At 60.0% G+C, this 26,050-nt stretch carries 7 protein-coding genes and 6 rRNA genes; 11 read left to right on the top strand and 2 right to left on the bottom strand.

Going from position 1 to position 26,050, the window contains the following annotated elements:
• Positions 1 to 142 precede the first annotated feature (142 nt).
• The 11 genes from OL239_RS18090 (at position 143) to OL239_RS18040 (ending at position 22,756) form a co-directional block, all read left to right on the top strand.
• Positions 143 to 2,176: an alpha-1,4-glucan--maltose-1-phosphate maltosyltransferase gene (locus tag OL239_RS18090; protein WP_268910049.1), complete on the top strand. Its 2,034-nt coding sequence runs from the start codon at positions 143 to 145 to the stop codon at positions 2,174 to 2,176.
• Complete coding sequence (gene treS, locus OL239_RS18085) at positions 2,176 to 3,945, top strand: maltose alpha-D-glucosyltransferase (RefSeq protein ID WP_268910048.1); 1,770 nt, start codon at positions 2,176 to 2,178, stop codon at positions 3,943 to 3,945. Before OL239_RS18090 ends, treS begins: the two co-directional genes overlap by 1 nt.
• Positions 3,942 to 7,811 carry a 1,4-alpha-glucan branching protein GlgB gene (gene glgB, locus OL239_RS18080; protein ID WP_268910047.1) on the top strand — a complete coding sequence of 1,290 codons (3,870 nt, stop codon included), beginning with the start codon at positions 3,942 to 3,944 and terminating at the stop codon, positions 7,809 to 7,811. Before treS ends, glgB begins: the two co-directional genes overlap by 4 nt.
• Positions 7,812 to 8,261: 450 nt before the next feature.
• Positions 8,262 to 9,791: ribosomal RNA gene (locus OL239_RS18075) — 16S ribosomal RNA — on the top strand.
• A 520-nt stretch (positions 9,792 to 10,311) separates the two neighbouring features.
• Positions 10,312 to 13,477: ribosomal RNA gene (locus OL239_RS18070) — 23S ribosomal RNA — on the top strand.
• Between the two features lie 311 nt (positions 13,478 to 13,788).
• Positions 13,789 to 13,904, top strand: a 5S ribosomal RNA gene (gene rrf / locus OL239_RS18065).
• The 16S, 23S and 5S rRNA genes sit together here, the layout of an rRNA operon.
• A gap of 513 nt (positions 13,905 to 14,417) precedes the next feature.
• On the top strand, positions 14,418 to 15,938 hold the full coding sequence (locus OL239_RS18060; protein ID WP_268910046.1) for a DUF5979 domain-containing protein: 1,521 nt from the start codon (positions 14,418 to 14,420) through the stop codon (positions 15,936 to 15,938).
• 558 nt (positions 15,939 to 16,496) lie between these two features.
• Positions 16,497 to 18,028: ribosomal RNA gene (locus tag OL239_RS18055) — 16S ribosomal RNA — on the top strand.
• Positions 18,029 to 18,550: 522 nt separating this feature from the next.
• Positions 18,551 to 21,715: ribosomal RNA gene (locus OL239_RS18050) — 23S ribosomal RNA — on the top strand.
• Between the two features lie 311 nt (positions 21,716 to 22,026).
• Positions 22,027 to 22,142: ribosomal RNA gene (gene rrf / locus OL239_RS18045) — 5S ribosomal RNA — on the top strand.
• 128 nt (positions 22,143 to 22,270) lie between these two features.
• Positions 22,271 to 22,756, top strand: a complete 486-nt coding sequence (locus OL239_RS18040; protein WP_268910045.1) for a hypothetical protein — start codon at positions 22,271 to 22,273, stop codon at positions 22,754 to 22,756.
• 76 nt (positions 22,757 to 22,832) lie between these two features.
• On the opposite strand, the gene OL239_RS18035 is transcribed toward OL239_RS18040, so the two are convergent.
• Entirely contained in the window at positions 22,833 to 24,548 is a 1,716-nt protein-coding gene (locus tag OL239_RS18035) for a glycoside hydrolase family 13 protein (protein ID WP_442864174.1), read from the bottom strand.
• 118 nt (positions 24,549 to 24,666) lie between these two features.
• On the bottom strand, positions 24,667 to 26,028 hold the full coding sequence (locus tag OL239_RS18030; RefSeq protein ID WP_268910044.1) for a DUF4032 domain-containing protein: 1,362 nt from the start codon (positions 26,026 to 26,028) through the stop codon (positions 24,667 to 24,669).
• Positions 26,029 to 26,050: the final 22 nt, after the last annotated feature.

Here is a 26,050-nt window from a genome sequence, read left to right as displayed (position 1 = left end):
ATCCAGTCCGCATCCATCGGCGCACACTCCGGGAAATGGGCAATACGCGGTGCCACCTGCGGAAAAACACGGGGAAAGTACGTTGCCTTAGCATTCTGTCCCGATTGTCGCTAACGTCTAGTCTGTGACCAGTTCCAGTGCGATGCCATCTAATGCCCTGTCCGCCGAGGAACTCCGGTTCGGCCGGATTCCCATCCTGAATGTGACCCCGGTGGTGGAATGCGGCCGTATCCCGGCCAAAGCCATTCCGGGCGAAGACCTCGTAGTGGGGGCCACTGTCTTCCGCGAAGGCCATGACCTCGTGGGAGCCAGCGCCGTCCTGTATGACCCGGAGGGGCTGGAAGTCCAGCGGATCCGCATGCACCCCGTGGGCATCGGACTGGACCGCTGGGGAGGCCTGCTCCGGCCGGAATCGACAGGCAACTGGAGTTTCGCCGTCGAGGGCTGGGCCGATGTGTACGGCACCTGGCACCACAATGCCGAGGTGAAGATTCAGGCCTGCGTCGACGTGGAGCTGATGCTCGCGGAAGGAGCCGCCCTCTTCACGGCCGCGGCCGCCGGGCGTAACGCCGAGGATGCCGCCGTCTTCACCGCCGCCGCGCAAACCCTCACCGACTCCGGGCTCCCTGTGGAAGACCGGTTTGCGGCAGGCAGTTCCGATGCCGTGCTGGCCGTGCTTGACAGGGATCCGATTCGGGACCTGGTGACAAGCAGCAGCCGCTACCCGCTTCGGGTGGAGCGTGAATTGGCCGGCCGCGGCTCCTGGTACGAATTCTTTCCCCGGTCCGAAGGAGCGGTGATGGACCCGACGACCCGGGAATGGGCTTCCGGAACTTTCCGCACGGCGGCGCGCAGCCTGGAGCGGGTAGCCCGCATGGGGTTCGACGTTATCTATCTCCCGCCGGTCCATCCGATCGGAACCACGCACCGGAAGGGTCCCAACAACACCCTGGTGGCCGGCCCGGGTGACCCCGGATCGCCGTGGGCAATTGGATCGTCCGAGGGCGGGCATGACGCCATCCACCCCGACCTGGGCACCTTCGAGGACTTTGACGCCTTCGTCGACACGGCCCGGGAGCTGAAACTTGAGGTCGCGATCGACCTGGCGCTCCAGGCCTCGCCGGACCATCCCTGGGTCAGCAGCCACCCGGAATGGTTCACCACCCGCGTGGACGGCTCCATTGCCTATGCCGAAAATCCGCCGAAGAAGTATCAGGACATTTACCCGCTGAACTTCGACAACGACTACACCGGCCTGTCCGAGGAGATACTCCGCGTTGTGCTGATGTGGATCGGGCACGGGGTGAAGATTTTCCGGGTGGATAATCCGCACACCAAGCCCCTGAAGTTCTGGGAATGGCTGATTAAGTCAGTCAACGACAAACACCCCGACGTGATCTTCCTGGCCGAGGCATTCACGCGCCCCGCCGTGATGCATGCGCTCGGAATGGCAGGATTCCAGCAGTCCTACACCTACTTCACCTGGCGCAATACCCGCCGGGAGCTGGAGGAGTACTTTACCGAGGTCTCATCGGAAACGGCCGCTTTCTTCCGTCCCAACTTCTTTGTCAACACCCCCGACATCCTGACCGAGTTCCTGCAGTACGGCGGTCCCGGAGCGTTCAAGATCCGCGCAGCCCTGGCCTCCACCGCCAGTCCCCTGTGGGGGGTCTACGCCGGATATGAGCTCTACGAGCACGTGGCCCGGCCCGGTGCCGAGGAATACATCGACAACGAGAAGTTCGAGTACAAACAGCGTGATTTCGCCGCAGCCGAGGCCGAAGGCCGCAGTCTGGCGCCCTACATCACCCGCCTGAATGAGATCCGCCGGTCCCACCCGGCGCTGGGGGACCTGCAGAACCTCACGGTGCATTCGAGCACTGACGAGGCCACCGTCGTGTACTCCAAGCACAAGCAGCTGCGGCCCGGGGACCCGTCAAGCAGGGACACGCTGATCATTGTGGTGAATACGGACCCGCACAGTGCACGCGAGTGCACCGTTTCGCTGGATCTCGCGGCCCTGCATCTGGACCCGCAGGACCTCAACGAGGATGGAACCTACTGGGTGGACGATCTCATCAGCGGCCAGAGCTGGCGCTGGGGAGAGCACAACTACGTCCGGTTGGACGCCCATCTCGAGCCCGCCCACATTCTGTCAGTTCGGAGGAACTCCTAGTGCCCAACCCGTTTCAGCTGCACGCTCCCGGGCTCACCAACGATCCTCACTGGTACCGCAAAGCAGTATTTTACGAAGTGCTCGTCCGCGGTTTCGCTGATGCCAACGGAGACGGATCCGGTGATTTCACGGGCCTGATCGACAAGCTGGACTATTTGCAGTGGCTCGGGGTGGATTGCCTCTGGCTGCCGCCGTTCTTTAAGTCCCCGCTGCGCGACGGCGGCTACGATATTGCCGACTACTACGACGTACTCGATGAATTCGGGACCATCAGCGACTTCAAGCGCCTGGTGGCCGAGGCCCATGCCCGCGGCGTGCGCGTCATCATCGACCTGCCGCTCAACCACACCTCGGACAAGCACCCCTGGTTCGAAGAATCCCGCACCGACCCGGACGGTCCCTACGGCGACTTCTACGTATGGTCTGATACGGACCAGAAGTACGAAGACGCCCGCATCATTTTCGTGGACACCGAGGAATCGAACTGGGCCTTCGATCCCGTGCGGCGCCAGTTCTACTGGCACCGGTTCTTCAGCCACCAGCCGGACCTCAATTTTGAGAATCCCAAAGTGGTCGAGGCGATCTTCGACGTCGTCCGGTTCTGGCTGGACCAGGGCATCGACGGGTTCCGCGCCGACGCCATTCCCTACCTCTTTGAAGAGGACGGCACCAACTGCGAGAACCTGCCGGCGACGCACCGGTTCCTCAAGGACCTGCGCACCATGGTGGACGAAAATTACCCCGGCAGGGTGATCGTGGCAGAGGCCAACCAGATGCCGCACGAGGTGGTGGAGTACTTCGGCGATGAGACCGGGGCGGAATGCCACATGGCTTTCCACTTTCCGATCATGCCCCGGCTCTTTTACGCCCTGCGGGACCAAAAGGCGGCGCCCATCATCCAGACCATGGAGGAAACGCCGAGCATTCCCGCGGGCGCGCAGTGGGGAACCTTCCTGCGCAACCACGACGAGCTGACGCTGGAGATGGTGACCAACGAGGAACGCCAGGCGATGCTCGGCTGGTATGCCCCGGATTCACGCATGCGGGCCAATATCGGCATCCGGCGCCGGCTTGCTCCGCTGCTGGACAACTCACGGTCCGAAATTGAACTCATCCACGCGCTGCTGCTCTCGCTGCCGGGCAGTCCCTTCCTGTACTACGGCGACGAACTGGGTATGGGGGACAACATCTGGCTCGAGGACCGCGATTCTTCCCGCACGCCCATGCAGTGGAACCCGGACCGCAACGCCGGGTTCTCCACCGCTGACCCGGGCAAGCTGTACCTTCCAGTGGTGCAGTCGCTGGTCTACCACTACAACCACGTCAATGTGGAAGCGCAGCTGGCAAGTTCCAGTTCGCTGCTGCACTGGATCCGGCAAATGATCATGGTCCGCCGGACGCACCCTGCCTTTGGCCTTGGTTCCTACCGCAATGTGCCCACCGAGGCGGAATCGGTCCTGGCGTTCCTTCGCGAACTTCCGGATGACAATCCCGAGGGTGAGGTCGGCGAAGTGATGTTCTGCATCTTCAATCTCTCCCAGCACCCGGTCTCCGCCACGGTGAGTCTGCCGGAATTCGCCGGCAGGGGTTTGCGGGACGCGTTCGGCGGAACTCCGTTCCCGGCGTTCGGGGCGGACGGCTCGGTGACCCTGACGCTGGGCAGCCACGACTTCTACTGGCTGCGGCTGCGTTCGCCGAAATCGAACATGGCGTCCCCTCTGACCGAAGCGATTCCAGTGATTCCCATTTCGGAGGCCGTGAAGAAATGACGCAGCTGATGCCGTCCCTGCCTGAACTTCTGACCGCTTGGCTGCCGCAGCAGCGTTGGTTCCCCGCGAAGGGACGCGACGTCACTCTGGACCGGGTGGGCGGCATCCGCCTGGCCGACCCCGCCGGCCTGACGGAGCTGGAGGTCCATATCGTTGCCGTCAGCTCGGGCCAGCGCACGGACATCATTAGTGTCCCGGTCAGCTATCACAGTGCCGAGGTGCCGGAACTCGCCGCATCCCTGCTGGGGCGCGCCCAGCACCAGCAGCTGGGGGAACGCTGGCTGTATGACGGCACTGCGGATCCAGTGTTCGTCACGGCCTGGCTGGAGATGATGCGTGAGCAGTCTTCGTCCCTCGACGGGCACACCCACGGCACTGCGCTTGGCGGCTTTGAGGACTGGCCGCCATTTACTGACACTGTTCCCGCCAAGCTGATGAAGGGGGAACAGTCCAACACCTCAGTGGTGGTTCCGGTTGAACCCAGCCAGCTGATCCTGAAGTTCTACCGGGTTCTGGCCGCGGGGGAGAGCCCCGATGTGGAAGTCAGCGCCAAACTGACAGCGGCGGGTTCCCATGACGTCCCGGCGACCCTGGGCTGGGTCACCGGCAGCTGGCGCGAGCCGCAGACAGACGACGGCGATGCCTGGGTGACCGGGCACCTGAGCGTTCTGCGTGAGTTCATCCCGAACAGCGAAGACGCATGGCGCACGGCGTCCGCGGCTGCCCTCAGCAACGCGGAGTTCACGGCCGAGGCGGAAGAGCTCGGGGCAGTGACCGGACGAATCCACCGGCAACTGGCCCAGGCCTTCGGCAGCCAGCCCCCCACTGCAGCTGAACGGGCTGATTTCCTGGAGTCCCTGGGAAACCGGATCCGCTGGGCATGGAAAGAAGCCCGCACTTATGTGGGGGAATACGAGGAGCCTCTGGAGTACCTGCTCCGGCAGGTCTCCGCCCTCGAGACTCTGCCCAATCTTCAGCGCATCCACGCGGACTACCACTTGGGCCAGGTCCTCAAATCGGGAAGCCACGGATGGATGGTCCTCGATTTTGAGGGCGAGCCGCTGCGGCCGGCCGAAGAGCGCAGCGTGCCCGACGTCCCGCTTCGGGATGTGGTGGGCATGCTTCGATCGATCGACTACGCCGCCGGCGTCGCGCTGGTGGAAGGAGACGACGAAACCTCCGTCTCCGGTTCCCGCCGGCAACAGCGCCGCGGCCTGGATGCCGCCCGCTGGGCGGCTACTGCCTCCGAAGCGTTCCTGCGGGGTTACGAAAAGGAAACCGGCACGCAGATAAACCGCAGCGATCCGCTGTACCTTGCCCTGTGGCTGGACAAAGCCCTTTACGAAGTTGTTTATGAGATCCGCAACCGCCCCAGCTGGATCCGTGTGCCCGTTGCTGCCGTCCGGCAGATTCTGGAACAGGCACGCAAGCAGGCCCACGGGACGAGCAGCGAGGAAGAGACCCAAGTGAACAAGACCCCACGGCCCGAATCCGAAGACATGAATCCGTTGCCGGAACCCGAGCTGCCGGCCCGGCCGGATGATGTGGCGTCGCCCGAACCGGTGCTGCCCGCCCAGCCGGACGACGCCCTCGTACCCGCCCAGCCGGACGACGCCGTCGTACCCGCCCAAGCTGGCGGTGCCGCCGTTCCTGCTTCCGCCGGCACGGCGCCCGTGCACCGCAACCCGCTGCCGGTGTCCACCGACATCCTGCAGGCCGTTTCCGAAGGACGCTACTACCAGCCGCACGCGATCCTTGGCGCCCATATCGATGACCAGGGACTGGTTACTATCCGGGCGCTGCGTCCGCTCGCGAAGGCCGTCACCGCCGTGACCTCCGCGGGCAGGATCGACCTTGCCCACGAGTACAACGGCATCTGGGTGGGCACCCTGCCCGCGGACCGCCCCGGGCAGGTTCCTGACTACCGGCTTGAAGTCACCTACGACGGAGCGGAGCCGCAGCTTTTCGACGATCCCTACCGGTTCCTGCCGTCCCTGGGGGAAATCGACCTGCACCTCATTGGCGAAGGCCGGCACGAGAAGCTGTGGACGGTGCTTGGAGCCAACCTCCACCACTACAAATCCGTTCTCGGTGACATCGACGGCGTCAGCTTTGCGGTCTGGGCCCCTAACGCGCGGTCCGTTCGGGTTATGGGCGACTTCAACGGCTGGAACGGCGCGCTCAACGCCATGCGGTCGCTCGGCGGTTCCGGGGTATGGGAGATCTTCATTCCGGATGTTGAGCCCGGCGCCCGCTACAAGTACGAAATTCTCGGCAGCGACGGTATTTGGCGGGAGAAGGCCGACCCGCTGGCCCAGGGTACCGAAGTGCCGCCGCTGACCGGATCCCGGGTCGTCGAGTCGACTTACTCGTTCCAGGACGCGGAATGGATGGAGGCACGGGCCGCCCGCGACCCGCACAACGCACCCATGAGCGTGTATGAGGTGCATCTGGGGTCCTGGCGGCTCGGCCTGGATTACCGGCAGCTGGCCGAACAGCTGGTGGAGTACGTGACGTGGCAGGGTTTCACCCACGTGGAATTCATGCCAGTTGCCGAGCACCCGTTCGGCGGGTCCTGGGGTTACCAAATCACCTCTTACTTCGCTCCCACTGCCCGGTTCGGGCATCCGGACGACTTCCGGTATCTGGTCGACAAGCTGCACCAGGCCGGGATTGGCGTCATCCTCGACTGGGTTCCCGGGCACTTCCCCAAGGACGAGTGGGCACTGGCTCGGTTCGACGGTCAGACGCTGTATGAACACGGCGACCCGCTCCGCGGCGAGCAGCCGGACTGGGGCACGCTGATTTTCGATTACGGCCGCCGCGAGGTTCGCAATTTCCTGGTCGCCAATGCAATCTATTGGCTGGAGGAATTCCATATTGACGGCCTGCGCGTCGACGCCGTTGCCTCCATGCTGTACCTGGACTACTCACGTCCCGCGGACCAGTGGCGGCCCAACGCCTTCGGCGGGCGGGAAAACCTGGAGGCCATTTCGTTCCTGCAGGAAGTCAATGCCACCGCGTACCGCAGGGTGCCCGGCATCGTGATGATTGCCGAGGAGTCCACGGCGTTCCCGGGCGTTACCCAGCCCACCAGCAGCGGCGGCCTGGGCTTTGGCCTGAAGTGGAACATGGGCTGGATGCACGACACGCTCGAGTACATGTCCGAGGATCCGATCAACCGGATGTACCACCACGCCAAACTCACGTTCTCGCTGGTGTACGCCTACACGGAGAATTTCCTCCTGCCGATCAGCCACGATGAGGTTGTCCACGGCAAGGGTTCCCTGCTGCGCAAGATGCCGGGGGACCGCTGGCAGCAGCTGGCGAACCTGCGCGCCTACCTGGCGTTCCAGTGGGCGCATCCGGGCAAGCAGCTCATCTTTATGGGTACCGAGTTTGGGCAGGAAGCCGAATGGTCCGAGCAGTACGGCCTGGACTGGTACCTGACGGACACGCCGCAGCATAAGGGGGTGCAGTTGCTGGTGCGCCAGCTCAACGAGATCTACGTCAACACGCCGGCGCTCTTCGACCGGGACAACGAGCCGGCAGGCTTCCAGTGGATCAACGAGAATGACGGCGCCCGCAACGCTCTGTCGTTTATCCGGTACGACCACCAGGGCAACCCGCTTGTATGCATCGCCAACTTCGCGGGCACGCCGCACGAGAACTTCCGGCTCGGCCTGCCGTGGGCCGGCGAATGGATGGAAGCGCTCAATACCGATGCGGCCGAGTTCGGCGGTTCCGGTGTCGGGAACATGGGGGTTGTGACCGCTGTGGAAGGCGCCTGCAACGGGCAGCCCGCATCGGCCACACTGACTATTCCGCCGCTGGGCGTGCTGTACCTGAAGCCGAAGGGCATCTAGCCGCGGGCCTGGGCCCGTGACCATCCAGCGCCTGTGAACCGGGTTGTAAGGGGTGGTCACGGCCGGCCAAAACCGTGCTAGAGTTAATACCCGCGCTGATCGAGGCAACGAGAACAGCTGAGCGTCACGGAGCTTTCGGCTCCACCCGGTTTACCGGACGGGCGAACAGTGGTTTTGACAGTCCCCGGGCGGAGCGGTAAGATAGAAAAGTTGCTCCGGAGCGACGCAGAGCGGAAGATCCTTGGATCTGAGCCTGCCGGTGCCGGAAGCAGTCTGTTGTTTGAGAACTCAATAGTGTGCCAAGTTTATTGATACCAATTATTTTGATTGGTTGAACTGGTTGTTTCCGCCCACCCCGTGGGCTGGGAGCAGCTTTTTTAGCTGGTTTCGAATTTAGTGCAGGACTGTGCAGCCAATTTTCCTTGGCTCCGGCCCTGTGTCTGTAACACATTTACGGAGAGTTTGATCCTGGCTCAGGATGAACGCTGGCGGCGTGCTTAACACATGCAAGTCGAACGATGACTTTTGTGCTTGCACAAAATGATTAGTGGCGAACGGGTGAGTAACACGTGAGTAACCTGCCCTTAACTTCGGGATAAGCCTGGGAAACCGGGTCTAATACCGGATACGACTTCCTGACGCATGTCATGGGAGTGGAAAGCTTGATGCGGTTTTGGATGGACTCGCGGCCTATCAGCTTGTTGGTTGGGGTAATGGCCCACCAAGGCGACGACGGGTAGCCGGCCTGAGAGGGTGACCGGCCACACTGGGACTGAGACACGGCCCAGACTCCTACGGGAGGCAGCAGTGGGGAATATTGCACAATGGGCGAAAGCCTGATGCAGCGACGCCGCGTGAGGGACGAAGGCCTTCGGGTTGTAAACCTCTTTCAGCAGGGAAGAAGCGAAAGTGACGGTACCTGCAGAAGAAGCGCCGGCTAACTACGTGCCAGCAGCCGCGGTAATACGTAGGGCGCAAGCGTTATCCGGAATTATTGGGCGTAAAGAGCTCGTAGGCGGTTTGTCGCGTCTGCTGTGAAAGCCCGGGGCTCAACCCCGGGTCTGCAGTGGGTACGGGCAGACTAGAGTGCAGTAGGGGAGACTGGAATTCCTGGTGTAGCGGTGAAATGCGCAGATATCAGGAGGAACACCGATGGCGAAGGCAGGTCTCTGGGCTGTAACTGACGCTGAGGAGCGAAAGCATGGGGAGCGAACAGGATTAGATACCCTGGTAGTCCATGCCGTAAACGTTGGGCACTAGGTGTGGGGGACATTCCACGTTTTCCGCGCCGCAGCTAACGCATTAAGTGCCCCGCCTGGGGAGTACGGCCGCAAGGCTAAAACTCAAAGGAATTGACGGGGGCCCGCACAAGCGGCGGAGCATGCGGATTAATTCGATGCAACGCGAAGAACCTTACCAAGGCTTGACATGAACCGGAAAGACCTGGAAACAGGTCCCCCACTTGTGGCCGGTTTACAGGTGGTGCATGGTTGTCGTCAGCTCGTGTCGTGAGATGTTGGGTTAAGTCCCGCAACGAGCGCAACCCTCGTTCTATGTTGCCAGCGGGTTATGCCGGGGACTCATAGGAGACTGCCGGGGTCAACTCGGAGGAAGGTGGGGACGACGTCAAATCATCATGCCCCTTATGTCTTGGGCTTCACGCATGCTACAATGGCCGGTACAAAGGGTTGCGATACTGTGAGGTGGAGCTAATCCCAAAAGCCGGTCTCAGTTCGGATTGAGGTCTGCAACTCGACCTCATGAAGTTGGAGTCGCTAGTAATCGCAGATCAGCAACGCTGCGGTGAATACGTTCCCGGGCCTTGTACACACCGCCCGTCAAGTCACGAAAGTTGGTAACACCCGAAGCCGGTGGCCTAACCCCCTTGCGGGGAGGGAGCCGTCGAAGGTGGGACCGGCGATTGGGACTAAGTCGTAACAAGGTAGCCGTACCGGAAGGTGCGGCTGGATCACCTCCTTTCTAAGGAGCACCTCAAAGCCCGGATCCTTCCACAGTGTTGGATGTGTGCTTTGCAGGAGATGCCCATGTCGGAAACATTCGTTTTCCGGTGGGTGCTCAAGGGTGGAATATCAATGAGCAGGTGCCCGGCGTTGGGCCCGGCAGCAGGAGTACGTTCCCTTCCGGGAACTGGAAAGCGCTGCCGGTGTCTTCAAGTACCGGGTTTTACCGTTTGGCACACTGTTGGGTCCTGAAATAACAGGACCGAAGAACTGACAACTGCATGTTTGGTTGGAGGGGACACGGGTTTTCGTGTTGTTTCCGGTTGTTCCTGCGCAGGTCCAAGACTGTCCACGGTGTATCCGTGGTGGTGGCGGGGTGTGACGGGGTTGTTGTTTGAGAACTACATAGTGGACGCGAGCATCTTAAAATTATTAAGTGCAATTTCAGATAAACCTGGTGGATCCAGGGGTCATCCTTTGGGGTGGTGCCTGGTGAGATCATGGTTTTCTCGATAGCGATAATATTTATTGATCTTTGTGGTCAAGTTTTTAAAGGGCACACGGTGGATGCCTTGGCATCAGGAGCCGAAGAAGGACGTAGGAATCTGCGATAAGCCTGGGGGAGTTGATAACCGAGCGGTGATCCCAGGATGTCCGAATGGGGAAACCCCGCCCGGCGCGCGAGTGACCGGGTGACCCGCATCTGAACACATAGGGTGCGTGGAGGGAACGTGGGGAAGTGAAACATCTCAGTACCCACAGGAAGAGAAAACAACAGTGATTCCGTTAGTAGTGGCGAGCGAACGCGGAAGAGGCTAAACCAGTGGTGTGTGATAGCCGGCGGGCGTTGCATCACTGGGGTTGCGGGACTTTCCGTACCAGTTCTGCCGGATTGGTGAAGTGAGTGCAGGTGCATAGGTGAACCGGTTTGAAAGCCGGGCCGTAGAGGGTGTTAGCCCCGTAACCGGAATGTATGCTGCCGCTTGGAGAGGATCCCAAGTAGCACGGGGCCCGAGAAATCCCGTGCGAATCTGCCAGGACCACCTGGTAAGCCTAAATACTCCCTGATGACCGATAGCGGACAAGTACCGTGAGGGAAAGGTGAAAAGTACCCCGGGAGGGGAGTGAAACAGTACCTGAAACCGTGTGCCTACAATCCGTTGGAGCAGGGCAGCATCCTTTTGGGGTGTTGTGGTTGTGACAGCGTGCCTTTTGAAGAATGAGCCTGCGAGTTAGTGTTACGTCGCGAGGTTAACCCGTGGGGGGAAGCCGTAGCGAAAGCGAGTCTGAACAGGGCGTTGCAGTGGCGTGATCTAGACCCGAAGCGGAGTGATCTACCCATGGCCAGGTTGAAGCGCGTGTAAGAGCGCGTGGAGGACCGAACCCACTTCAGTTGAAAATGGAGGGGATGAGCTGTGGGTAGGGGTGAAAGGCCAATCAAACTCCGTGATAGCTGGTTCTCCCCGAAATGCATTTAGGTGCAGCGTTGCGTGTTTCTTACCGGAGGTAGAGCTACTGGATGGCTAATGGGCCCTACAAGGTTACTGACGTCAGCCAAACTCCGAATGCCGGTAAGTCAGAGCGCAGCAGTGAGACTGTGGGGGATAAGCTTCATAGTCGAGAGGGAAACAGCCCAGACCACCAACTAAGGCCCCTAAGCGTGTGCTAAGTGGGAAAGGATGTGGAGTTGCTCAGACAACCAGGAGGTTGGCTTAGAAGCAGCCATCCTTGAAAGAGTGCGTAATAGCTCACTGGTCAAGTGATTCCGCGCCGACAATGTAGCGGGGCTCAAGTACACCGCCGAAGTTGTGGCATTCAAATATTAGCCAAGCGGATGGTTTTATCCATTTTCGTTCAAGCGTTTGGATGGGTAGGGGAGCGTCGTGTGGGCAGTGAAGTCGCGGTGTAAACCAGCGGTGGAGCCTACACGAGTGAGAATGCAGGCATGAGTAGCGAAAGACGGGTGAGAAACCCGTCCGCCGAATGATCAAGGGTTCCAGGGTCAAGCTAATCTGCCCTGGGTAAGTCGGGACCTAAGGCGAGGCCGACAGGCGTAGTCGATGGACAACGGGTTGATATTCCCGTACCGGCGAAGAACCGCCCATACTGAACGGGGGACACTAACCGCCCGATACCTGACCGTTAGCCCTTGTGGCGACATGGTTTTTGGTGGAGCGCGGGACCTGATCCCGGAGGTAAGCGTATTAACAGGTGTGACGCAGGAAGGTAGCCGGGCCGGGCGATGGTTGTCCTGGTCTAAGGATGTAGGGTCAGCGATAGGTAAATCCGTTGCTGTGTCTTTGATGACGATCCTGAGATCTGACGGGACCCCCTCGGGGGGAATCCGGTGATCCTATGCTGCCTAGAAAAGCATCGGCGCGAGGTTTTAGCCGCCCGTACCCCAAACCGACACAGGTGATCAGGTAGAGAATACTAAGGCGATCGAGAGAATTATGGTTAAGGAACTCGGCAAAATGCCCCCGTAACTTCGGGAGAAGGGGGCCCCAACCTTGATGGACACATTGCTGTCCGGAGGGATCGGGGCCGCAGAGACCAGGGGGAAGCGACTGTTTACTAAAAACACAGGTCCGTGCGAAGTCGCAAGACGATGTATACGGACTGACTCCTGCCCGGTGCTGGAAGGTTAAGAGGACCGGTTAGCCCCTCGTGGGCGAAGCTGGGAATTTAAGCCCCAGTAAACGGCGGTGGTAACTATAACCATCCTAAGGTAGCGAAATTCCTTGTCGGGTAAGTTCCGACCTGCACGAATGGAGTAACGACTTCCCCGCTGTCTCAACCATAAACTCGGCGAAATTGCAGTACGAGTAAAGATGCTCGTTACGCGCAGCAGGACGGAAAGACCCCGAGACCTTTACTATAGTTTGGTATTGATATTCGGTGTGGCTTGTGTAGGATAGGTGGGAGACTGTGAGGCCCGGACGCCAGTTCGGGCGGAGTCATCGTTGAAATACCACTCTGGTCATACTGGATATCTAACTTCGGCCCGTAATCCGGGTCAGGGACAGTGCCTGATGGGTAGTTTAACTGGGGCGGTTGCCTCCTAAAGAGTAACGGAGGCGCCCAAAGGTTCCCTCAGCCTGGTTGGCAATCAGGTGGCGAGTGTAAGTGCACAAGGGAGCTTGACTGTGAGAGAGACATCTCGAGCAGGGACGAAAATCGGGACTAGTGATCCGGCGGTACATTGTGGAATGGCCGTCGCTCAACGGATAAAAGGTACCTCGGGGATAACAGGCTGATCTTGCCCAAGAGTCCATATCGACGGCATGGTTTGGCACCTCGATGTCGGCTCGTCGCATCCTGGGGCTGGAGTAGGTCCCAAGGGTTGGGCTGTTCGCCCATTAAAGCGGTACGCGAGCTGGGTTTAGAACGTCGTGAGACAGTTCGGTCCCTATCCGCTGCGCGCGCAGGAAATTTGAGAAGGGCTGTCCTTAGTACGAGAGGACCGGGACGGACGAACCTCTGGTGTGTCAGTTGTACTGCCAAGTGCACCGCTGATTAGCTACGTTCGGATGGGATAACCGCTGAAAGCATCTAAGCGGGAAGCCCGCTTCGAGATGAGATTTCCATACACCTTGTGTGTGAGAGGCCCCCAACCAGACCACTGGGTTGATAGGCCGGATGTGGAAGCGGGGACTAAAGACCCGTGAAGCTGACCGGTACTAATAGGCCGATAACTTACACCACACCATGATCTGGGCGGGAAACGACTTCAAACGTTCCGGCCAGAGAAGGATCATGTTAGATCATGTGTTGCTTGCGTCCACTATGTGGTTCCCGGATAACAAACCCGTGTGGTTTGTCACCCTGGAACAGGCACCAATACACCCTTTCGCGGGGGTGGGTGCCGTAGAATAAAGATTGTATTCACCTATGGGGAATACGCGCTGAGGTGGCTGGGGTTTCCTGGTTGCCGGTGGTGTGTGTTTCTTGTTGTGACCATTGTTTTCCCCTCGCCCCGGGGCTTTGTATGCCGGGGGTGGTGTGGGTGGAAGGGTTACGGCGGTCATAGCGTGGGGAAACGCCCGGTCCCATTCCGAACCCGGAAGCTAAGACCCACAGCGCCGATGGTACTGCATCCGGGAGGGTGTGGGAGAGTAGGTCACCGCCGGACAAGTTCTGGTTGAGAGAGTAAGGCCCCGCATGGTTGCGGGGCCTTACTGTTTAAGCCGGCATGCATGTTTAGCCGGATATGTCCAGGGACATGTTCGGCTTTCTACGAATACTGCGGTTTCGCCTACCCATGGCCTCGGATTCCACATACTGTGCCCAGCACAGGCCGAACTGGTTTCGGCATGGTCACTCGCGAGCCATCCCCAGGGATAGAAGCAGGAAGACCCTATGAGCCATCACATTCCCGCCGGCCCACGGCGCCGCCCGAGGCAAGAGCGGAAGCTACGGAGAACACTTTAAGCATGGCGGCCGCAGCTGTACTGCTGCTGGCACCGTTCGCGGCACCCGCGACTGCCTCGTTTGTAGAACCGGACCCGAATGAGCCAGCACCTGTGGCCGGCACTAATGCGGAAGTGGTGACTACCGGGCTCGGTCCCGCTCAAAGGGTGCAGGCTTTCGTGGCTGACGATCCACCCCGCCGGATCCGTTGGCACCGTATCCGGAGGAGAACCCAGTGGGGGTGCCTGTGACCGGCCGGTTCGCGGGCATCATTATCACTGAGGATGCCGATGGCGGGACCGGGCAGATGTACTGCATCGACACAGCGGTGGAAACCCAAGTCGGCATTGGCTATGTTCAGGGGGCCTGGGAGGAATCCAACGTTGCCAACATCGGCTACGTGAACTATGTCCTGAACAACTACTATCCTGCGAATCCCGCAGCGCCCGCTGGCTTGACCGCAAATCAGCAGGCTGCGGCCGTGCAGGGTGCGATCTGGTATTTCACAGACGGGTACCTGGTCAACACTACGGAGACGGTTATCAGAGACGCGGTTGAGGCGATCGTCGCCGACGCGCAGGCCAACGGGCCCCTGGTGGAACCGCCCCCACCGAATGTCACCGTCAATCCACCGGTTGCTGCGGGCCCTGCGGGAGGCGTGGCGGGCCCGTTCACCGTGGCCGCGGAAGGAGCCGTGGAGGTCACAGTCTCTGTGCCCACCGGATACACCATCTACGCGGATGCTGCGGGCACCACCCCTATCCCCAGCGGGGGCACAGTCGCTTCGGGGACCCAGGTCTGGGTGGGCGGACCGCCGACATCCACCGATCCGGGAGTCCTGAGCGCCCTCGCTTCCGTTCCCGTCCAGACCGGCAACGTGTACCTCTACGACGGCGGGGACCCGGGCAGGGACGAGGCACAACCCCTGATCCTCGCCGCGAGCACGGTGCTGGAAGCCACTGCCGGGGCGACCGCGGAGTTCTTCGTAGCGGGAGACCTCGTGGTGAACAAAACGTTTGCAGGAGAAGCGATAGGCAGCCAAGGCGCAATCGTGCTTACTGTCGACTGTGGTGCAGCGGGGCTGGTTAGCTTTGAGATCCCCGCAGGAACCACAGCTCCCGTCAGCGAAACGATCGTTGATCTTCCGGTGGGTACAGTGTGCTCGGTTACCGAACCGGTCACGGGATCCACTACCGAGGTGACGGTGACTCCGACAGTCTCGGATGCGGTGACGATCACCGAGGGGGAGAGTGTCCTCACCGTCGCCAACACTGTGGAATTCAACCCGGGCAGCCTTCTGGTGGCTAAAACCATCAGCGGCTCCGGCGCCGGCCTGCAGGCCGACATCGTGCTTCACATTCAGTGCGGTGACGGGCTGATAGACGAGACCGTTGTGATCCCGGAGGAGACCACCGGGGATACCTATACCCAGCTGTACGAAGGCATTCCGGCGGGAGTGTTGTGTCGGGTCTCGGAACCAGCGTCCGGAGCCAACGAGGACGTCACTGTGGAAACCTCAGGCACTGGTGAAGTAGCCATCCTGCCCGGACAGACTCAAACCATCGAGGTGGTCAATGTGTATGCACCTGTGCCTGCCACGGAGCAACAGCCGCCCACCGAGCAACAGTCGCCCACCGAGCAACTGCCGAAGACCGGTGCCACAGCCACGTACGGCGTCGCTATTGCCGGCGGTGGAGCACTGCTCGCCGGATCATTGTTGGTCCTGGGATCAACGCGCCGGCGCCACAACCGCTAGGGCTTGATCAGCGGCGCTTTAGCCCTGGAGCCGGGCCCTCAAAGGGCCCGGCTCCAGCTGCCGGGGCGATTTGCGTGGTCCCGGAACCCCGTGTAGAGTCTTCTAAGTCGCCGCGGCCGGGAGTTGGAAAACATCCTGAGCATGGCGGCCAACCCCACCAAAAACATCCTGGTGATCCATCCTGCGCCCACGGGCAGCGGAGCGGAAAGCCGGGGATTTTCGTGCGGGTCCGTCCGGATCAAAAGAAAGCAGTCTTCGGGAATTTCCCCGAATTGCCAAAAACGGTCCGGATGAAATAGAATAAAGAAACACTGCAGCGAAGAGAAAAGAAAAAACACGGTCCGCTTCACGGATTGTTTTCTCCGAGTATTTCGCATGCATCTGTTGTTTGAGAACTCAATAGTGTGCCAAGTTTATTGATACCAATTATTTTGATTGGTTGAACTGGCTGTTTCCGCCCACCCCGTGGGCTGGGAGCAGCTTTTTTAGCTGGTTTCGAATTTAGTGCAGGACTGTGCAGCCAATTTTCCTTGGCTCCGGCCCTGTGTCTGTAACACATTTACGGAGAGTTTGATCCTGGCTCAGGATGAACGCTGGCGGCGTGCTTAACACATGCAAGTCGAACGATGACTTTTGTGCTTGCACAAAATGATTAGTGGCGAACGGGTGAGTAACACGTGAGTAACCTGCCCTTAACTTCGGGATAAGCCTGGGAAACCGGGTCTAATACCGGATACGACTTCCTGACGCATGTCATGGGAGTGGAAAGCTTGATGCGGTTTTGGATGGACTCGCGGCCTATCAGCTTGTTGGTTGGGGTAATGGCCCACCAAGGCGACGACGGGTAGCCGGCCTGAGAGGGTGACCGGCCACACTGGGACTGAGACACGGCCCAGACTCCTACGGGAGGCAGCAGTGGGGGAATATTGCACAATGGGCGAAAGCCTGATGCAGCGACGCCGCGTGAGGGACGAAGGCCTTCGGGTTGTAAACCTCTTTCAGCAGGGAAGAAGCGAAAGTGACGGTACCTGCAGAAGAAGCGCCGGCTAACTACGTGCCAGCAGCCGCGGTAATACGTAGGGCGCAAGCGTTATCCGGAATTATTGGGCGTAAAGAGCTCGTAGGCGGTTTGTCGCGTCTGCTGTGAAAGCCCGGGGCTCAACCCCGGGTCTGCAGTGGGTACGGGCAGACTAGAGTGCAGTAGGGGAGACTGGAATTCCTGGTGTAGCGGTGAAATGCGCAGATATCAGGAGGAACACCGATGGCGAAGGCAGGTCTCTGGGCTGTAACTGACGCTGAGGAGCGAAAGCATGGGGAGCGAACAGGATTAGATACCCTGGTAGTCCATGCCGTAAACGTTGGGCACTAGGTGTGGGGGACATTCCACGTTTTCCGCGCCGCAGCTAACGCATTAAGTGCCCCGCCTGGGGAGTACGGCCGCAAGGCTAAAACTCAAAGGAATTGACGGGGGCCCGCACAAGCGGCGGAGCATGCGGATTAATTCGATGCAACGCGAAGAACCTTACCAAGGCTTGACATGAACCGGAAAGACCTGGAAACAGGTCCCCCACTTGTGGCCGGTTTACAGGTGGTGCATGGTTGTCGTCAGCTCGTGTCGTGAGATGTTGGGTTAAGTCCCGCAACGAGCGCAACCCCTCGTTCTATGTTGCCAGCGGGTTATGCCGGGGACTCATAGGAGACTGCCGGGGTCAACTCGGAGGAAGGTGGGGACGACGTCAAATCATCATGCCCCTTATGTCTTGGGCTTCACGCATGCTACAATGGCCGGTACAAAGGGTTGCGATACTGTGAGGTGGAGCTAATCCCAAAAGCCGGTCTCAGTTCGGATTGAGGTCTGCAACTCGACCTCATGAAGTTGGAGTCGCTAGTAATCGCAGATCAGCAACGCTGCGGTGAATACGTTCCCGGGCCTTGTACACACCGCCCGTCAAGTCACGAAAGTTGGTAACACCCGAAGCCGGTGGCCTAACCCCCTTGCGGGGAGGGAGCCGTCGAAGGTGGGACCGGCGATTGGGACTAAGTCGTAACAAGGTAGCCGTACCGGAAGGTGCGGCTGGATCACCTCCTTTCTAAGGAGCACCTCAAAGCCCGGATCCTTCCACAGTGTTGGATGTGTGCTTTGCAGGAGATGCCCATGTCGGAAACATTCGTTTTCCGGTGGGTGCTCAAGGGTGGAATATCAATGAGCAGGTGCCCGGCGTTGGGCCCGGCAGCATGAGTACGTTCCCTTCCGGGGAACTGGAAAGCGCTGCCGGTGTCTTCAAGTACCGGGTTTTACCGTTTGGCACACTGTTGGGTCCTGAAATAACAGGACCGAAGAACTGACAACTGCATGTTTGGTTGGAGGGGACACGGGTTTTCGTGTTGTTTCCGGTTGTTCCTGCGCAGGTCCAAGACTGGCCACGGTGTATCCGTGGGTGGTGGCGGGGTGTGACGGGGTTGTTGTTTGAGAACTACATAGTGGACGCGAGCATCTTAAAATTATTAAGTGCAATTTCAGATAAACCTGGTGGATCCAGGGGTCATCCTTTGGGGTGGTGCCTGGTGAGATCATGGTTTTCTCGATAGCGATAATATTTATTGATCTTTGTGGTCAAGTTTTTAAGGGCACACGGTGGATGCCTTGGCATCAGGAGCCGAAGAAGGACGTAGGAATCTGCGATAAGCCTGGGGGAGTTGATAACCGAGCGGTGATCCCAGGATGTCCGAATGGGAAACCCCGCCCGGCGCGCGAGTGACCGGGTGACCCGCATCTGAACACATAGGGTGCGTGGAGGGAACGTGGGGAAGTGAAACATCTCAGTACCCACAGGAAGAGAAAAACAACAGTGATTCCGTTAGTAGTGGCGAGCGAACGCGGAAGAGGCTAAACCAGTGGTGTGTGATAGCCGGCGGGCGTTGCATCACTGGGGTTGCGGGACTTTCCGTACCAGTTCTGCCGGATTGGTGAAGTGAGTGCAGGTGCATAGGTGAACCGGTTTGAAAGCCGGGCCGTAGAGGGTGTTAGCCCCGTAACCGGAATGTATGCTGCCGCTTGGAGAGGATCCCAAGTAGCACGGGGCCCGAGAAATCCCGTGCGAATCTGCCAGGACCACCTGGTAAGCCTAAATACTCCCTGATGACCGATAGCGGACAAGTACCGTGAGGGAAAGGTGAAAAGTACCCCGGGAGGGAGTGAAACAGTACCTGAAACCGTGTGCCTACAATCCGTTGGAGCAGGGCAGCATCCTTTTGGGGTGTTGTGGTTGTGACAGCGTGCCTTTTGAAGAATGAGCCTGCGAGTTAGTGTTACGTCGCGAGGTTAACCAGTGGGGGAAGCCGTAGCGAAAGCGAGTCTGAACAGGGCGTTGCAGTGGCGTGATCTAGACCCGAAGCGGAGTGATCTACCCATGGCCAGGTTGAAGCGCGTGTAAGAGCGCGTGGAGGACCGAACCCACTTCAGTTGAAAATGGAGGGGATGAGCTGTGGGTAGGGGTGAAAGGCCAATCAAACTCCGTGATAGCTGGTTCTCCCCGAAATGCATTTAGGTGCAGCGTTGCGTGTTTCTTACCGGAGGTAGAGCTACTGGATGGCTAATGGGCCCTACAAGGTTACTGACGTCAGCCAAACTCCGAATGCCGGTAAGTCAGAGCGCAGCAGTGAGACTGTGGGGGATAAGCTTCATAGTCGAGAGGAAACAGCCCAGACCACCAACTAAGGCCCCTAAGCGTGTGCTAAGTGGGAAAGGATGTGGAGTTGCTCAGACAACCAGGAGGTTGGCTTAGAAGCAGCCATCCTTGAAAGAGTGCGTAATAGCTCACTGGTCAAGTGATTCCGCGCCGACAATGTAGCGGGGCTCAAGTACACCGCCGAAGTTGTGGCATTCAAATATTAGCCAAGCGGATGGTTTTATCCATTTTCGTTCAAGCGTTTGGATGGGTAGGGGAGCGTCGTGTGGGCAGTGAAGTCGCGGTGTAAACCAGCGGTGGAGCCTACACGAGTGAGAATGCAGGCATGAGTAGCGAAAGACGGGTGAGAAACCCGTCCGCCGAATGATCAAGGGTTCCAGGGTCAAGCTAATCTGCCCTGGGTAAGTCGGGACCTAAGGCGAGGCCGACAGGCGTAGTCGATGGACAACGGGTTGATATTCCCGTACCGGCGAAGAACCGCCCATACTGAACGGGGGACACTAACCGCCCGATACCTGACCGTTAGCCCTTGTGGCGACATGGTTTTTGGTGGAGCGCGGGACCTGATCCCGGGAGGTAAGCGTATTAACAGGTGTGACGCAGGAAGGTAGCCGGGCCGGGCGATGGTTGTCCTGGTCTAAGGATGTAGGGTCAGCGATAGGTAAATCCGTTGCTGTGTCTTTGATGACGATCCTGAGATCTGACGGGACCCCCTCGGGGGGAATCCGGTGATCCTATGCTGCCTAGAAAAGCATCGGCGCGAGGTTTTAGCCGCCCGTACCCCAAACCGACACAGGTGATCAGGTAGAGAATACTAAGGCGATCGAGAGAATTATGGTTAAGGAACTCGGCAAAATGCCCCCGTAACTTCGGGAGAAGGGGGCCCCAACCTTGATGGACACAAGCTGTCCGGAGGGGATCGGGGCCGCAGAGACCAGGGGAAGCGACTGTTTACTAAAAACACAGGTCCGTGCGAAGTCGCAAGACGATGTATACGGACTGACTCCTGCCCGGTGCTGGAAGGTTAAGAGGACCGGTTAGCCCCTCGTGGGCGAAGCTGGGAATTTAAGCCCCAGTAAACGGCGGTGGTAACTATAACCATCCTAAGGTAGCGAAATTCCTTGTCGGGTAAGTTCCGACCTGCACGAATGGAGTAACGACTTCCCCGCTGTCTCAACCATAAACTCGGCGAAATTGCAGTACGAGTAAAGATGCTCGTTACGCGCAGCAGGACGGAAAGACCCCGAGACCTTTACTATAGTTTGGTATTGATATTCGGTGTGGCTTGTGTAGGATAGGTGGGAGACTGTGAGGCCCGGACGCCAGTTCGGGCGGAGTCATCGTTGAAATACCACTCTGGTCATACTGGATATCTAACTTCGGCCCGTAATCCGGGTCAGGGACAGTGCCTGATGGGTAGTTTAACTGGGGCGGTTGCCTCCTAAAGAGTAACGGAGGCGCCCAAAGGTTCCCCTCAGCCTGGTTGGCAATCAGGTGGCGAGTGTAAGTGCACAAGGGAGCTTGACTGTGAGAGAGACATCTCGAGCAGGGACGAAAGTCGGGACTAGTGATCCGGCGGTACATTGTGGAATGGCCGTCGCTCAACGGATAAAAGGTACCTCGGGGATAACAGGCTGATCTTGCCCAAGAGTCCATATCGACGGCATGGTTTGGCACCTCGATGTCGGCTCGTCGCATCCTGGGGCTGGAGTAGGTCCCAAGGGTTGGGCTGTTCGCCCATTAAAGCGGTACGCGAGCTGGGTTTAGAACGTCGTGAGACAGTTCGGTCCCTATCCGCTGCGCGCGCAGGAAATTTGAGAAGGGCTGTCCTTAGTACGAGAGGACCGGGACGGACGAACCTCTGGTGTGTCAGTTGTACTGCCAAGTGCACCGCTGATTAGCTACGTTCGGATGGGATAACCGCTGAAAGCATCTAAGCGGGAAGCCCGCTTCGAGATGAGATTTCCATACACCTTGTGTGTGAGAGGCCCCCCAGCCAGACCACTGGGTTGATAGGCCGGATGTGGAAGCGGGGACTAAAGACCCGTTGAAGCTGACCGGTACTAATAGGCCGATAACTTACACCACACCATGATCTGGGCGGGAAACGACTTCAAACGTTCCGGCCAGAGAAGGATCATGTTAGATCATGTGTTGCTTGCGTCCACTATGTGGTTCCCGGATAACAAACCCGTGTGGTTTGTCACCCTGGAACAGGCACCAATACACCCTTTCGCGGGGGTGGGTGCCGTAGAATAAAGATTGTATTCACCTATGGGGAATACGCGCTGAGGTGGCTGGGGTTTCCTGGTTGCCGGTGGTGTGTGTTTCTTGTTGTGACCATTGTTTTCCCCTCGCCCCGGGGCTTTGTATGCCGGGGGTGGTGTGGGTGGAAGGGTTACGGCGGTCATAGCGTGGGGAAACGCCCGGTCCCATTCCGAACCCGGAAGCTAAGACCCACAGCGCCGATGGTACTGCATCCGGGAGGGTGTGGGAGAGTAGGTCACCGCCGGACAAGTTCTGGTTGAGAGAGTAAGGCCCCGCATGGTTGCGGGGCCTTACTTGTTTAAGCCGGCATGCATGTTTAGCCGAATATGTCCAGGGACATGTTCGGCCAGCCCAGGTCCCGGATAGGGTTGAATGATGAACTCTTCCCTTTTCTCGCACGCCGAGCAACCCGAGCCGGCACAGGAACCTGAGACAGTCCAGGACGTGGTGGTTGAACGCAGCGTCCCGCGGGAGCTGCATGAAGCGTTCAACGGTTTCACCGAATATGTGCACCTCTGGTGGCCGGAGCAGTACACGGAATACGGGGAAGGGACACATCCCGAATTTGAAACCGGGTCCCTGACGGAGACTGCTCCGGACGGGCGGACAGCCGTGTGGGCCTCGGTGAGCGGGCGGGTGCAGGATTCAGAACTGGTGCTGGACTGGGTGGCGGGGCACAGTCCCCGGACCCCTACAGAGGTCCGCGTTGCCTTCACCCCGGTGAGCGGCAGCGAGACGAACATCAGCCTGAGGCATTCCGGCCTCGGACACCTGGCCGAGGCGGTGGAGGCCCGCCTCGGATACGCCGCCGCCTGGCCGGTGATCCTCGACCGCTACGCCCGGTTCATGGGCGCACGCTAACTCCTTCGCGGAACCCGCACATCCGTGCGGCCTGGTGCCACTGGTGCAGGGCACGCAGGGCCGCTGCCGACACGACCTACCCGGCGAGCAGCCACGCCGTGCGGTTCGGGCGCAGCTTGGTGCCTTCCAGCGCCGACGGCGAGCTCGTGGCCAGCACGGGCAGTTCCGGAAGCTGCAGTGCTTTCCCGCCCATGTTCATGGCGACCAGGACTTTGCCGTTAACAAAGGCGACCAAGCCTTCGGCGTCGAGTTCCGGCCACCACTCCAAGGACCCGGCGCCCAGCCCCAGCTCCCGCCGGACGGAGAGTGCCTGCCGGTACATGTTCAGGGACGACCACGGGTCCCGCTGTTCAACGTCACGGGAGTAGCGGCCCCAATAGGCGGGCTGGGGCAGCCAGGACCGCCCGGCGGAGCTGAATCCGAACGAGGGTTCATTGACCCGCCACGGAAGCGGTACGCGGCTTCCATCCCGGCCCACCCGCACACCGGCGGTCCGGTGGTAGGTGGGGTCCTGGCGGAACTCGTCGGGCATCAGCGTGTGGTCCGGCAGACCCAGCTCCTCACCCTGGTACAGGTAGACGCCGCCGGGCAGGCCAAGCATCAGCATGGTGGCTGCCCGGGCACGGTCGGCACCCAGCAGATAGTCGGGCTGGCTGTCCCGGGGACCTATGCCGTCGCCGCTGCGCAGCTCGTTCGACTCCAGCCCGAACCGGGACACGTGCCGGACGACGTCGTGGTTTGACAGGACCCAGGTGGTGGGGGCGCCAACCTTATCAAAAGCCCGTAGGGACGTTTCGATGATGTCGCGCAGGGTCTTCGGTTCCCAGGGGTGGTTCAGATACGCGAAGTTGAAGGCCTGGTGCATCTCATCCGGGCGCACCCAATCGGAGATACGGGCAACGGGATCGACATTTGCCTCGGCACAGAGCACCCGGTCGCCGTCATACTCGTCCAGGAGCTTCCGCCAGGACCGGAAAATATCGTGGATGCCGGCCTGGCCGAACATTGGAGCGGCACTGCCGGGGAACCCCTCCGTGGAGGCGCCGTCAGCAGCGCCGCCCCAGTCGGGAAGCCCGGACTTCTTGATCAGTGCATGGGCGACGTCCACCCGGAAGCCGCCCACGCCGCGGTCAAGCCAGAAGCGCAGGATCCGCTCAAACTCTTCCCTCACGGCGGGGTTGTCCCAGTTGAAGTCCGGCTGGGAGGAATCAAAGAGGTGCAGGTACCACTGTCCGGGGGTGCCGTCGGGGTTGGCGACATGTGTCCATGCCGGCCCGCCGAAATGGGACTGCCAGTTGTTCGGCGGGTTCTGCCCGTGCTCGCCCGTTCCGTCCCGGAAGATGAACATGTCCCGTTCCGGTGACCCGGGGGCCGCCGCCAGCGCTGCCTGGAACAGCGGATGCTGGTCGGAGCAGTGGTTGGGGACCAAATCCACGATAACCCGGATGCCATACTCCCCGGCCCTGGCTACGAGTGCGTCGAAGTCCTCGAGGGTGCCGAAAAGCGGGTCCACCGAGCAGTAGTCCGCGACGTCGTACCCGGCGTCCTTTTGCGGTGACCGGAAAAACGGCGACAGCCATACGGCGTCAATGGCGAGCTCGGCCAGCGCCGGTATCTCTTCGGTGATGCCGGGCAGATCGCCGATCCCGTCACCCCGCAGGTCACGGAACGACCGGGGATAGATCTGATAAATGACCGAAGAACGCCACCACTCAGATCCAGGCGAAGGCACATGGACAGGGACGGTTCGAAGCATGGCACCCGCTGGGCGGGAAACGGCTGGTAGGGACATAATTCGGCAGGATCCTCCTATTGCACGCGGTCTTTACCCGTCTTTCATTAACGTCTTTCACCCGGCGCCTTTTCCCGGCAGCCGGGTGAAATTCGGCACAGTGGCCGGGCACGCGGTGCTACATCTGGTCAGGAGCGTCGCCGGACTCAAGGATCTCCATGGTCCGGGTGTCTGCGGTAAGCAGGATGGCTGCTTCGTCCCGCCGGTGGCGAAGGACGGTGTCCATGTACGACTGCACGGCCTCAGCCATGGGAACGTTCCGGTTCTCCTTTTCCGACATATACCAGCGGTGTTCCAGCACTTCATGCACCACTTCGGCCTGTTCCAGCTTGCTGCCCAACTCGCGCGGCACCGACTTCACGATCGGTTCGAAGACCTGCGTCACCCACAAATGGGCGCTGAGTTCCTCGTCGAGACCGGGGTTATTGTCGGCACGGTAGGAGTCCATGTCATTGAGCAGCCGCCGGGCCTGGTTTTCCTGGGCGTCGAGGCCGGTCAGGCGGAGCAGCCGGCGCTGGTGGTGCCCGGCGTCGACCACCTTGGGCTGCAGCTGGACCTGGGTTCCGTCGGCCGTGGTCTTGATGGTGAGTTCGTCGACGTCGAACCCGAGGTCATTCAGGCGGCGGATGCGGGCATTCACGCGCCAGCGTTCGCCGAGCTCGAAGGATTCCTTCTCCGTCAGCTCAGCCCAAAGGTTGCGGTAGCTGTCCATGATCCGCTCGCTTGTGGCCAGCGGATCCACGCTTTCCTCGATCAGGCCGCCTTCGGCGAGGTCCATCAGTTCCCCGGCAATGTTGACCCTGGCTATTTCGAGGTCATACTCGCGCTGGCCGTTGGACAACTTCGGGTAGAGTTCGCCGGTTTCAGCATCGACAAGGTAGGCCGCAAACGCGCCGGCATCGCGCCGGAACAAGGTGTTGGAGAGCGACACATCGCCCCAGTAAAACCCGGCCAGGTGCAGGCGGACCAGCAGCAGGGCCTGGGCATCGATCAGCCTGGTCAGGGTGACCTCGCGCAGTGTTTGGGAAAAAACTGCACGGTAGGGCAGCGAGAAGCGCAGGTGCTTGGTGACAAGGACCGGCTGCAGCTCTTCGCCATGGACGTCGTAGCGTCCGGTGATGACGGCAACCGGCGCAACCGAAGGGACGTTGAGCCGCCGCAGCTTGCGCAGCATGTGGTATTCCTGCCGGGCCACGTGTTCGCTGGTTTCCTTGATCGCGATGAGCGAATCACCCATCCGGGCAAAGCGGACCACGTGCCGGGAAATGCCCCGGGGCAGAGCGGCCAGGTTTTCCTTGGGCCAGTCTTCCAGGGGCAGATGCCAGGGCAGGTCCAACAGTGCGGGATCCATGGATGCCGCAGTGATGTTCAGAGAGGCAAGGGCCTTTTCCGGGGTGGAGAGATGAAGCCGCGGCAGTTTGCCCGGCTGGTCCCAGTCTGTAGGTTCGTCTCGCCAGTTTGCGCCTGCAGGTTCGGTCATAAGCACATGCCCTTTGTCGAGC

Origin of the sequence: Arthrobacter sp. ATA002, from assembly GCF_026898095.1 — a bacterium.
GTDB lineage: Bacteria > Actinomycetota > Actinomycetes > Actinomycetales > Micrococcaceae > Arthrobacter_B.
The sequence above is the reverse complement of the archived record's forward strand: the minus strand, read 5'-3'. Positions and strand labels throughout refer to the sequence as shown.

Bases quoted from the DNA above. Each gene is read 5' to 3' on its own strand.
- OL239_RS18030 (WP_268910044.1), bottom strand. From the start codon at position 26,028: ATGACCGAACCTGCAGGCGCAAACTGGCGAGACGAACCTACAGACTGG.
- OL239_RS18090 (WP_268910049.1), top strand. From the start codon at position 143: ATGCCATCTAATGCCCTGTCCGCCGAGGAACTCCGGTTCGGCCGGATT.
- OL239_RS18040 (WP_268910045.1), top strand. From the start codon at position 22,271: ATGAACTCTTCCCTTTTCTCGCACGCCGAGCAACCCGAGCCGGCACAG.
- glgB (WP_268910047.1), top strand. From the start codon at position 3,942: ATGACGCAGCTGATGCCGTCCCTGCCTGAACTTCTGACCGCTTGGCTG.
- OL239_RS18035 (WP_442864174.1), bottom strand. From the start codon at position 24,548: ATGTCCCTACCAGCCGTTTCCCGCCCAGCGGGTGCCATGCTTCGAACC.